Source organism: Synechococcus sp. N5, assembly GCF_900473925.1.
Taxonomy (GTDB): domain Bacteria; phylum Cyanobacteriota; class Cyanobacteriia; order PCC-6307; family Cyanobiaceae; genus Parasynechococcus.
In genome coordinates this window covers 1-11,042 of the sequence record NZ_UCNI01000012.1, presented here as the reverse complement: position 1 = coordinate 11,042, position 11,042 = coordinate 1, and the positions used below count along the sequence as shown (strand labels likewise).

General features: G+C 45.7%; 12 protein-coding genes. 7 read left to right on the top strand and 5 right to left on the bottom strand.

All coding sequences use genetic code 11. The features are described 5' to 3' along the window. On the top strand, positions 1-1,032 hold a 1,032-nt coding region (locus DXY03_RS10215; protein WP_136987679.1), incomplete at its 5' end, for a carbohydrate porin. Positions 1,033-1,127: 95 nt separating this feature from the next. Here DXY03_RS10215 and DXY03_RS10210 read toward each other — a convergent pair. Together DXY03_RS10210 and DXY03_RS10205 are read right to left on the bottom strand one after the other, a co-directional pair. Continuing rightward, positions 1,128-1,421: a hypothetical protein gene (locus tag DXY03_RS10210; RefSeq protein ID WP_371637740.1), complete on the bottom strand. Its 294-nt coding sequence runs from the start codon at positions 1,419-1,421 to the stop codon at positions 1,128-1,130. A gap of 16 nt (positions 1,422-1,437) precedes the next feature. Beyond that, a complete protein-coding gene (locus DXY03_RS10205) occupies positions 1,438-2,106 on the bottom strand; it encodes a Fe2+-dependent dioxygenase (protein ID WP_115010327.1) in 669 nt (222 codons plus the stop codon). Positions 2,107-2,220: 114 nt separating this feature from the next. On the opposite strand from DXY03_RS10205, the gene DXY03_RS10200 reads away from it, so the two are divergent. The 5 genes from DXY03_RS10200 (at position 2,221) to DXY03_RS10175 (ending at position 6,759) form a co-directional block, all read left to right on the top strand. Next, positions 2,221-3,225, top strand: a complete 1,005-nt coding sequence (locus DXY03_RS10200; protein ID WP_115010326.1) for an extracellular solute-binding protein — start codon at positions 2,221-2,223, stop codon at positions 3,223-3,225. Positions 3,226-3,369: 144 nt separating this feature from the next. Further along, positions 3,370-3,954: a ferritin gene (locus DXY03_RS10195; RefSeq protein ID WP_115010325.1), complete on the top strand. Its 585-nt coding sequence runs from the start codon at positions 3,370-3,372 to the stop codon at positions 3,952-3,954. Between the two features lie 456 nt (positions 3,955-4,410). Further along, positions 4,411-4,704 carry a 2Fe-2S iron-sulfur cluster-binding protein gene (locus DXY03_RS10190; RefSeq protein WP_170950499.1) on the top strand — a complete coding sequence of 98 codons (294 nt, stop codon included), beginning with the start codon at positions 4,411-4,413 and terminating at the stop codon, positions 4,702-4,704. Positions 4,705-5,035: 331 nt separating this feature from the next. Beyond that, positions 5,036-5,803, top strand: coding sequence for an alpha/beta hydrolase (locus DXY03_RS10180; RefSeq protein ID WP_115010322.1), 768 nt, complete (start codon positions 5,036-5,038; stop codon positions 5,801-5,803). A 5-nt stretch (positions 5,804-5,808) separates the two neighbouring features. After that, on the top strand, positions 5,809-6,759 hold the full coding sequence (locus DXY03_RS10175) for an NAD(P)/FAD-dependent oxidoreductase (protein ID WP_115010332.1): 951 nt from the start codon (positions 5,809-5,811) through the stop codon (positions 6,757-6,759). A gap of 45 nt (positions 6,760-6,804) precedes the next feature. On the opposite strand, the gene fldA is transcribed toward DXY03_RS10175, so the two are convergent. Both fldA and DXY03_RS10165 read right to left on the bottom strand, forming a co-directional pair. Continuing rightward, positions 6,805-7,314 carry a flavodoxin FldA gene (gene fldA / locus DXY03_RS10170; RefSeq protein ID WP_115010331.1) on the bottom strand — a complete coding sequence of 170 codons (510 nt, stop codon included), beginning with the start codon at positions 7,312-7,314 and terminating at the stop codon, positions 6,805-6,807. 861 nt (positions 7,315-8,175) lie between these two features. Continuing rightward, a complete protein-coding gene (locus DXY03_RS10165) occupies positions 8,176-8,724 on the bottom strand; it encodes a Crp/Fnr family transcriptional regulator (protein ID WP_115010330.1) in 549 nt (182 codons plus the stop codon). A gap of 952 nt (positions 8,725-9,676) precedes the next feature. On the opposite strand from DXY03_RS10165, the gene DXY03_RS11930 reads away from it, so the two are divergent. Further along, positions 9,677-9,883 carry a hypothetical protein gene (locus DXY03_RS11930; protein WP_136987678.1) on the top strand — a complete coding sequence of 69 codons (207 nt, stop codon included), beginning with the start codon at positions 9,677-9,679 and terminating at the stop codon, positions 9,881-9,883. Positions 9,884-9,932: 49 nt separating this feature from the next. Here the strand turns inward: DXY03_RS11930 and DXY03_RS10160 are convergent. Beyond that, positions 9,933-11,042 (bottom strand): carbohydrate porin (locus DXY03_RS10160; RefSeq protein ID WP_115010329.1); only part of this gene is annotated, 1,110 nt, incomplete at its 5' end.

Here is an 11,042-nt window from a genome sequence, read left to right as displayed (position 1 = left end):
AAGGGTGTTGCAGATTTCATCATCGGTGGCGTCAGTGTGGATGATCAGGCTCCTGCTGTCGGGGAGGCACTGACTTTCCAATATCGCTATCGCCTGAATCTGAATACCTCATTCACAGGTGAGGATCTGCTCTACGCGCGCCTTCAGTCAGCAACCGGCGGTGGTTGGACAGAAGCAAATGCTACCCACCTGAGTGATTCAGGAGATCAGGGTGCATCAGTAGAAATCGATAAGCTGTGGTACACATTCCCAGTTGGGGACTTCACCTTCACGGTTGGTCCTGCGGTGGAAAACTACTACATGATCGAGACTCCAACCCGTTACAAGCCCGTTCTTAAGGCATTCAAACTGGGGGGATATGGAGCGGTACTGGGAGCAAGTACTGGTGCAGGTGCAGGTGTTCAATGGCGACAAAATGTTGAGCGAGGCGATGCAGCGTTTAACTTTGCAGTCAACTACACCAATAACGATGCCGCTGATTCAGCAAGAGGTCTCTTTGGTGATGGCACCGGAAGTTCACTGGTAACTCAAGTGGGTTACGGAACTCGGAAATTGTGGGGTGGTATCCACTACTCTCGCAAGGGTCTTGAGGCCGGCGCCTATCCAACCGATGGTCAGTCCAACATTGGGACAGTCAATAACGCTATGAATGCATGGGGCCTTCGTGGTTTCTATGTTGCTGATAGCAAAGCGATGCCTACAATCAGTGGTGGTGTCGATTTCGGTTCTGTCGCAGGAGAAATTGATGGCGACACGACTAGTACCTTCGGGTACATGGTTGGACTGAACTGGGATGACGTATTTGTTGAGGGCAACAAGGCAGGTCTTGCCTATGGATCCATCGGCAGTTACGTAACGGATACACAGGGCACAGCTAATGTCGACAACGACAATAGTGCTTTGGAATTGTGGTACCAGTATCAGGTTACTGACAACATCAGCATTAAACCTGCTGTATTCTGGACAAACAATTACGCCAACGACGACGACGACACGTTTGGTGCACTTGTACAAACTACATTCAAATTCTGATATCAGAATTTGAGAATATCAAAGCGCCCTATAGGGGCGCTTTTTTTTCATCAAAAAAGGGGGGGCAAAGCCCCCCCTAAAAGTCAAGACATAATTTACCAGCAGTTTTCTCCTTCACCGATGGGTACACAAATATCTTCCTGCTCAGCTTTTTTCTTAAGTGCAGCAGCATCAGCATCTAAAACACTTTCTTCGTCAACACCTTGATCTGTAGTCCATTCCTTAAGGCCACCCGCATCCTGAGCTTGTATGGCTGGAACAGCTGCTGAGGCGACGACAAGAGAGGTTGCGGCGACAAAGACAGAGATAGCAGAGGGCTTTGGCATTGAAAAAAACAGAACTGCTTTAATTCTAGAGAAAAAGGGGCCTGAAAATAACTGACGTGACACTATCAAAAGTTACAAATCAACTCGACAAGCGTCGCACAGCATTGGTGTAGCTTTGAAAGATCAGATCAAGTTCATCCGATCGGCCATGGCGAGCCAATAAACCTCGGGCGCCAGCATCAATATTGAATAACATTGAGCGGTCGTCAGCTGCCTTGACATAACTCTCAATCCAGCCGACACATACATAACGCTCACCGCTCATAACCGGTGTAACACAATGAAGTGTGGAAGATGGATAGAGAACAACTTGGCCAGGTGGCAAGCGAAATTCCTTCGTGTCCTCACCACCAGTTTGGATCATTAATGATCCGCCCTCATAGGAATCTTCATCACTGAGAAAGCAGGTGAAAGACAAATCCCGACGACCATGGCGGGAGAAAGGATTATCAACATGCCATCCATAAGAATCTCCAGCACTTGATCTAGAAACCAACAAACTATGGACCTTACGAACAAGTGAAAAACTTTTGACCAGGGTGTCACTCGTTAATGCTGTAGAAATACAATTGCTAATGGCAAGTGTGAGCTCAGCATTCGGATCGAGCTGGTAGTTTTTCTTCACCAATGCAGCCTGGTCTCCTGCGGTCAGTCGGCCATCTCGCCAGGGAAGGTTGGGAGCACTGAGGCGCTGCTGAAGGTCACGAACTTCATGAAGAGGCAAAAGAGAATGCGTCAGGAAGTCCATCGGTCAAAGAATCTCAGGAATAAAAGCGTTTGACAAATGCTACGAAACGGACAATCAAAAAGAGCTGACAACTGGACTTACAGACCTAGCATAGGTGAAATCATGTTTTGAGGCATGCGTAGGTTCTTTGCAGCGCTGTGTCTGGTGGCACCAATTGCTGCCCTACCTTCAGTGGAAGCAAAGGAAGTAAGGGTGTACTCAGGCCGGCATTACAACACTGATCGTGCTGCCTACAAACAATTCAGTGAAGAAACTGGGATCAAAGTCAGACTGATCGAGGCCACAGGGATATCACTAGTGGAACGTCTTAAACGAGAGGGTAAAAATTCAAACGCCGATGTGATTCTATTGGTTGATGCTGCAAGGATTAACAATGCGGCACAAGCTGGTCTTCTGCAATCGGTATCCTCGAAACAACTCCAATTGAATGTTCCTTCACGCTATCGGGATCCATCAAATCGATGGTTTGGTTTCACAAGGCGCGTTAGAGCCGTAATTGTAAATCCCAATGTCGTTGATCCAAATACGATTAAGACTTATTCCGATCTTGCCAATCCAGTTCTAAAAGGAAAACTCTGTTTGCGCAAAAGGAAAAACGTATACAACCAATCACTTGTAGCCGATCAAATCATAGCGAAGGGTCAAAGTGCAGCCTCAACTTGGGTCAAAGGGATGATCAAAAATGTAAGCCAGCCGTATTTCGGTGGTGATGTATCACTGATTCGTGCAGTCGGACAAGGTAAATGCGGAGTGGGCCTTGTCAATCATTACTATCTGGCACGAATGCAGGCAGGAGCAAGTGGCAAAAGTGATCAGAAAGTAACATCAAATATTAAATTAGTCATGCCAAATCCAGCCCATGTGAACATCAGTGCAGCAGGAGTTGCTATGTCTGCAAAGAACAAAGCAGAGGCAATTCAATTTATTGAGTTCATTTCGTCACCAAAAGGTAGTCGACTCATTGCAGGCCCAACCTTCGAATATCCACTAAAAAATCAAGGTACATCGAAAGAATTAAAAGCATTTGGAAAATTTATTCCAGACAATGTTTCTATTAGTGCTTTAGGCGCAACTCAGAAAACCGCAATAAAAGTAATGGCAGATGCTGGCTGGCGTTGAACTAAAGAACTCAGTAATAGACTGAAAAAATTCAAGATTTCAGATGCTTTTGATAATGACTCTCATTTAACTTGGTGCAAATAACACACCTTGAGAGCAATTTGACTTGCATGTGCGTATCATTTGGACATCAACAAGTAAAAAATGCTGAGCACAAACAATTCGATCTCCGCTTCATCTATCGCTTGCGGACCATCAGGTCGTGCAATTGCAGAAGCGATTGACTCTGAGCTTCTAAGCGCGATACAAGCCCACCTCAACATGGAGAGGCAAGCCCATGCCTCTTATTTCGCTGCAGCAATCTGGTTTGCTGAACGAGAGTTGAGGGGATTTTCCCGATTCTTCCGAGACGAATCCAACAGCGAGCATGAGCATGCTGCAAAATTCGCGGAATACATCATTGCTCGAGGGCAAAGCGTTGCACTACAAGTGGTCGATGCTCCCTTGCAGAACTGGGCATCCCCTGCAGATGTGATGGCAACCGCATTTCAAATGGAGGTTGACGTCACAGCTTCGTTGCAACAGCTGTATTCAATGGCAGAGAGAGTGAGCGATACGCGTACCACGGTGTTTCTCGACCCGATGGTGGAAATGCAAACTCAGTCAGAACACGAATTTGCGCACCTTCTTGGACGGGTGAAGTTTGCAGATAATCAAGCAGCGGCTTTATTGCTCATCGACAACGAGCTAGACCAAGGAAATAACAAACCTGCATCTCTTCAGGGTTAATTCACTCACGTCCAGAAAGTTGATTAACACACATCAACTTTCTGACATCACACATTGAGCCCTTGTGGGTCGATTACGAAACATTTTATATCCCGCATTAACGATTTAGGCGAAACTTCCAGGTATTCAGAAATAAGCCGATGCGACCAGCCTTGTCTTCTTAATGCCATTGCAATCTTCAGTCGTTTTTTACGCCAACCATTAGGAGAACCTAAATAGTGGGAAACTCTTGATGTTGAGCCTGAATTCATGACATAAGCCCTTTATTTGAGAGATAATATAGATTAAAGCACGTGAAACAATTAAGCAACGATTGAATGTTGCCTGCCAACATCATATAAGCAAGACTAGTGTATAGATAACATCAATCCAGAACGTAGCCAATGATGCTCAAGCGAGATACATATATGAGCAAAGGTGACTAATTGAAGTTATTGTATGATTTTAGTTGGAGTAATGACCTCATTCAAGGTCGAATTAAGGATGCCTGATGGAGTCAAATACTTCGAATGTCCTGATGATGAATACGTTCTAGAGGCAGCAGAGCAGGCTGGGATTGATATGAGTTATTCATGCAGAGCTGGAGCATGCAGCACTTGTGTAGGGAAGATCATCGAAGGAACAGTTGATCAATCTGATCAAAGTTTTCTTGATGATGAACAAATGGAAGACGGCTATTCACTTCTGTGTGTAGCTTATGCTACATCGGATTTGATCGTAAAGACTGATTGCGAAGAAGAACTTTGGTGACAATTGTTGGAACGATAGGATCTTCTCAAAATGAAAGTACTTAAGGAAAACGAGATTAGTTTGGTTGATCAGTATCTAAATGCGTCCTGTTTCAACAAAATAAGCGACAGAACCTATCAGAACATGCTGAGTTACGAATCAAAGGCCGATCCAATCGAAAAAAAATTGATTAAACGGATCAAAGAACAAGTAAGGCACGGAAAGGTTGTACTTTCTTCTGAATCAAAGGTGAAAGCTTGATAAGCCTGGATGTGATAAAGAATACAGCCAGTCGTCTTCTCTGAGAGAAAACATAATCAAAAGCATCAGAAAATAAGAAAAATAAAATCAGATGAGCACCAGTCAGATACTTTGGATCGATCTCCAGCCGTCACTGTATTGCCTTTTCAAGCGAACAGCGCAAAGCTTGGGTCAACATTTTGAAGTCAAAAGATGGTCATTCGAACATGATCTTGATGAATCATGTGATGTTGAAGTTGTCCACAGCCTAATGAGGCAGACGATAGAAAACTCTTCAAATCCAGTTCATCTTATAGGCCACGGTATAAGCGGTACAATTGCATATTTATTTGCTCAGAAATATCCCAACAACATATCATCGGTTTCCGTGCTATCAGTAGATACTCACTCGACAAATCAATGGACTAGTCATTATCAGAGTATGCGGAGCCAATTACCCTGCTCAAGATTTCATATTTTAAGCCATCTAAGCCGACTATTGGTCGATAGAAAAACTGAAAAAGGTGTCAATGTTATGGCGTGGCTGTTAGCAAAATGTTTAGATAATGATTTAGTGTATGGATCTATTGTCAATAGCCAACCAATCACGAATCTAAACAAAGCTGAGGTTCCAATACTGGTGATTAATGGCGAAAGAGACTTTGTTGTTGATGAGAAGAGTGATATCAGATGGAGACACTGCCTAAAACCTGGAGACTGCTACCAAAAAATTTCTAACGGACGCCATTTCTTCCCATTTACAGAGTGGAGTCAAACTGCAAAAATGATCGAATCATTTGTCAGGATGGTACCTGAGCGACATCAGAACCAAGTCCCTAATAGCTGCAAGAATCTGAGTATTAGTAAAACCAACTCATGAATCAAATGAATACCTTCGACGTCATCATCATTGGTGGAGGACCAGCGGGTTGTTCTTGTGCATTGTATACAGCAAGGTCAAATCTATCGACAATTATCCTGGACAAAAATCCAGCTGTTGGTGCACTTGCTATCACTCACAAAATTGCGAACTATCCGGGTGTGGAGGGAGACACATCAGGTGAGGAATTGTTAAAAACAATGAGAGTTCAAGCAATTAACTATGGAGCGGAATACAAGCAGGCTCAGGTTTATGGAATCGGCATGACTGATTCAGAGAAGACTGTATATACACCAGAGGGAACATTTGTAGGCAAAACATTGGTTCTTGCAACAGGTGCAATGGGTAGAGCATCAACACTTCCCGGTGAGAACGAATTTCTTGGCAAAGGGGTCAGTTATTGTGCAACTTGTGACGGAGCTTTTTATAAAAACCAAGAAGTAGCTGTCTATGGTTCAAATCATGAAGCCGTTGATGAGGCACTTGTACTCACAAAATTTGCATCAACAGTACATTGGATTACCAATAATAAACCAAACGCAAATTCTCCAGCAGTAGAAATCCTTCTCAATTCTAAAAATGTAAAGCACTGGAAGCGCACAAGGCTCACCTCCATACAAGGAGATGACCAGGGAGTAAATGCTGTCAAAGTTCAATCATCTGGAGGTTGTGAAGAGCAGATAATCCAAGTTCAAGGTGCTTTCGTCTACTCCACAGGTTCTCTGCCCATCACCGATTATCTACAAGAACAGGTACCGGTCAATCCAAATGGTGGAGTTAGAGTAAACAGCGACATGATGACAGATCTCGAAGGAGTCTGGGCAATCGGCGATATCCGCAATACACCCTTTAAACAAGCTGTTGTTGCTTGCTCTGATGGATGCATTGCAGCGATGGCAATTGACAAGTATTTGAATAAACGGAAGGACGTCCGGGTAGATTGGGTGCATCGATAAAAAAAGCGCCCTCTCGGGCGCATACAGTTCAGTAATAAATTATGTTCAGGCCTCAGCGTTTATTTGCTGAACCCAGGCCTGCAAACGTTGGTCTGTCAATTCCGACTCATTGTCTTCATCGATTGCAAGTCCGCAGAACTTACCATCGATAATGCTCTTTGAGTCATCATAGGTATACCCTTCTGTGGAAACCTTACCAATCAACTTGGCACCAGATTGAAGAAATGCCGTATACAGTTCCTCCATGGCATCACAGAAAAAATCCGAATAACCGGAGGAATCACCAAGACCTACGATTGCGACTGATTTACCGGCAAAATCCTTGTCAGGAATTTCCTGAACCAGATCATCCCAAGCTGTTCCTGACCGTGCTTCGTCAGCGCCTGTATTCCAGGTTGGAACACAACAAATTAACGAGTCAGCTGCAACCAACTCATCAATTGAGTCGATGTTGTCAACATCCTTCGCTTCTGTTCCAGGAAGAAGCTCCTTGAGTCGATCAGCTACATCCTCAGTTTTACCAGTAGATGTGGCAAAGAAAATAGTGAAAGTCATGCAAAAGAAATCACCAATCAAGAATCGCAAATCATCGCTCTCCCGAATTAACGCTTGTTTCAACTGCAGGTGAAATCAGTTACATCCAGACACCTCATCCACCTCATTCTGCCAGACAAATTCTTATCTAAGACTTTCTAAGACGATTCAAAGACTCACGATACTCTGATAATGCTTGATCAAATCCTGTCTCACGGATACGTTTGAGCCACCGGAGACGAACCAAGTCATCCTGTTCAATGTGGTCAATGAACTCTTCGAGTATGGCTGATCCAACAAGCATGTCAAACTCTAACGACCAATGCCAAACTTTAATTAATTCTTTGAATGGCAGTCAGTCAAATGATTCTTTTGATTAGATCTTAAGCTATACTTAATAAAAGCAAATAAGGAAAAAAGAATGACCTCTTGACAAATTCATCAAGGGAATTTCATTCGATTTATATTAAAAGCCTAGCGCAACAAGTTAATAAAATCATGAAGGCAAGGAATAGCTACAGGAGTAGAACTTTTAAAATAAAGTATAAATAATTAAACAGCAAACGTTAAGCCAGGCAAAAATCGTAAAATCAGTTTAAGAAAGGTGATATGACATCTGTGCTACTGACAGGCAACGAGACAGCAATTCCTCTAACAAACATTTTTGCATAGATTGAGAATCAAGAGATTGACTAATCACAGTTAGAGAGTCTTTTATAGCCAAACATCTGACACGGTAAAAAGATATTTCTGCAACGAGCCGATTTTTAAGCTTGGGATGCTGACAATGCTGTATAGAACGACTAGCAGATTGAAGTCGCCGCCGCATCCATTCAGCTTCTCTGCAGAGATCGCCAAGTACACCAAAGGAATTCACGGTCCTCAGAATTGCAGAGGTGAAGCGTTGATGAGATCAGGTGCAATACGCATCGTGACATCACCAGACGACATGGCGATCAAATCGGCTTGACGCCATTTCGAGAGGAGACGGGTGGTGGTCACCCGGGTAGCACCAATCAACTCGCCAAAACGATCATGGGTTAAACGGAAGGGAAGCTGATAGGCATCGCTGCAGCGAAGTCCAAGCCGGTTGACCAAAAGCGCAAGAAGAGCGTGAAGCCGCTGTTCTGCCTGACCCAGATGACGGACTCTCAGGAGCTGCAGCGTCCACTCATTGACTGCGTCGATACCAAATTCGTCTGTGGAAACGGAATCACGACGAAACTTGAGGGCCGTGAGTGCCTCAACACAAGCCCCCTCACTGCACATGCGATCAGTGCGAAGCCTGTCACCTGACTGCAAAAAAGCCAAAGTCATTCCCTCGGTTTCCTCGCAAGGGCAATACACCCGGCAAACACCCTCTAGCACCTCAAGAACAGTGGCCTGATCACGACCCGCAGGGTCCAGCAGAACGGTCTGAAGCCTTGGCATCGACAAAGGTGCCGCTGGATCATCAGGCAGAAAGCGGTAGGCGGAGGTCGTCACGAACTATCGCGATTGAGAATTACTCGCAACAGTACAGGCTCCTTGTCGATATTGCAAGTCATTCTCAATAAGACCCTTAAATTGAGATTCTTTCTCAATACGCTGCGAGCTGGCTCCCTCAGCGCAGAGAAGAAGAGAGCGGAGCAGCTGCGCATCGCCCTGAATTCGAAGCATCGGCTTAATGTATGTATGCCTAGTACACCTTGCTCGCTGAGTGTCCAGTAGATCGCTTTCAACGCTGAAGCGTTCTTATTGAGCGTTTTGCCTGTATTTCCTTGTCAAAACCACAAGTCATACAACTATGATGTTGATCTGCCTGCCCAGCTACTGAAACGGTAGGGCTCACCAATAGGGCGATACAGAAGGAAGTGCATCGAGGTAGCGCTGATGCTGTCGGGCTCCACGAATAAGACTCACAACTGGCATGAAGACGACATATCAGGTGCAAGAACAGAACATAGGTCCATCGCGTCAACGAACTAGCACATTCCGAGACAGGATTGTCTCAAGGAAAGAACAGAATATCAACTCCGGCTCCAGCAACCAGAACAGCCTGATGCGACGGGGCTTCACTCACCAATACCTTGCCACCTCTCATATGGTCACCACAACTGTCAAATATCACAGCACTAAATCAATTACCAGGGAGAAGCTGACCATTGAGCTTCGAGTTCTCCATCCAATGGTTCCTCCAATGACCATTGGGTGCTGAAAACACCACTGACTCCCTTCTGGCAATGCGGGGAGTCAGATCAGCGTAATTCCGTTCCAACGGATGAAACAGACTGCTGAGGCATTGCTGATAAATGTAGGTCGATCAATACAAACATCGATCAGTAGAATTTAGGACAAAGCCTGAATCAGCAGTGGCTAGATTTCACAAAGAAGCAATCTACCCTTGACCAACATTGAAGCATTTGCACACATCATTGATCTCTCAAATAGAACGACTGACGCAGCTACTTACAAGTATTTAATGCAAGAAGCACAGGAAATTCTGCGCGACAAAAATACGGAAGAAATAGATTATTGTGATTTCAGACAATTAGTGAATGAGCGGCTCGAGAATCAAAAGCTCAAAGCAAATGACCAGGGCTGCACATGAGTAGTGGTCAGCCTTGATTGGCCTCGAATCGATCGGAAGGCCCCTTGGCTTAGAAAACAAATGTCGTCTTCATCAGACCACCCAGTTGCTGGAACGTTGAATAAGCAGGTGTGAGGCCACCCATGGGTCGCGACAGATAAAACACCGCCGGGGTGACGCTGATGTTGTCGGTCACTTGGAACTGATACCACCACTCCCAGAGGAACTGACCATCAGCAGGGGTGTCGCCACCACGCAAATCGGTCGCAAAAACAGGCTGACCCACAGCCATGCCGGCATTGTTTCCCGCCAGTAACACGTCATTCCACTCCAGTCCCACCGTCCAGGACTGACTGCTGCTCACCTCACCGCTGCTGACAGTGTCACTGCTGTTGAATCCCCAACCGACGCTGACCGCAGGAACCCAACCGCTCTCTTCCGTTGCCCAGGAGCCACCCAAACCAAAGGCGTGGGTAACACCGTTTCCACTCAAATTCTGCTGCGTGAATGGTGTGGCGTAGGCGATCAAGTCATGACCGTTCTGGATCTGGGAGTAGATCGCGGCGACATTCCAACCTTCCGCCTCCCAACCCAGCTGAACCGTGCCGGTTCCTCCGGCCGCATCTGTTGCAATGCCGCCTTGAGAAGAGTCACTGGTTGCACCATTGGCAGCGACGTAGTTAGCAGATGCCCGCATTCCGCTGGAATCAGACCACGAGATGCCTGCACCCGCACCCAGGTTTTTGTTGTAAGCGCCGGGTGCTCCGTTGAGCGTTAGCACATCGAGAATCGGATCACTGGAATAAGCACTGGGCCACACCGCCAACATGTCTTCCTGTCCCACCAATGGCCCAGAGGTGATGGTGATTGAATCGCCAATGGGGAAGGAATAGAACAGCTTATCGATTGCAAGAACATTCGCCCCTCCATCAGCTTGATAAGCAGTCTCCAAAACAGAGAGTGCGGATGGGCCGCCACTGCCGAAGACACTGGAAGCACCAAAGTTGCCAGCGCGTAAAACCGTGCTCAGTAGATCTCTGCCTGAGAACGAGGTCTCCAAGACCAACTGGAGGTCGTAATTAACAAGAGTGGCACCTGAGTCCCTGTTGTTCGTTGACCGGAGCTGATCGGCAGATCCCATGAACCGGTTAGCGCCAGCGATAAATGTCGCGAGACCAGA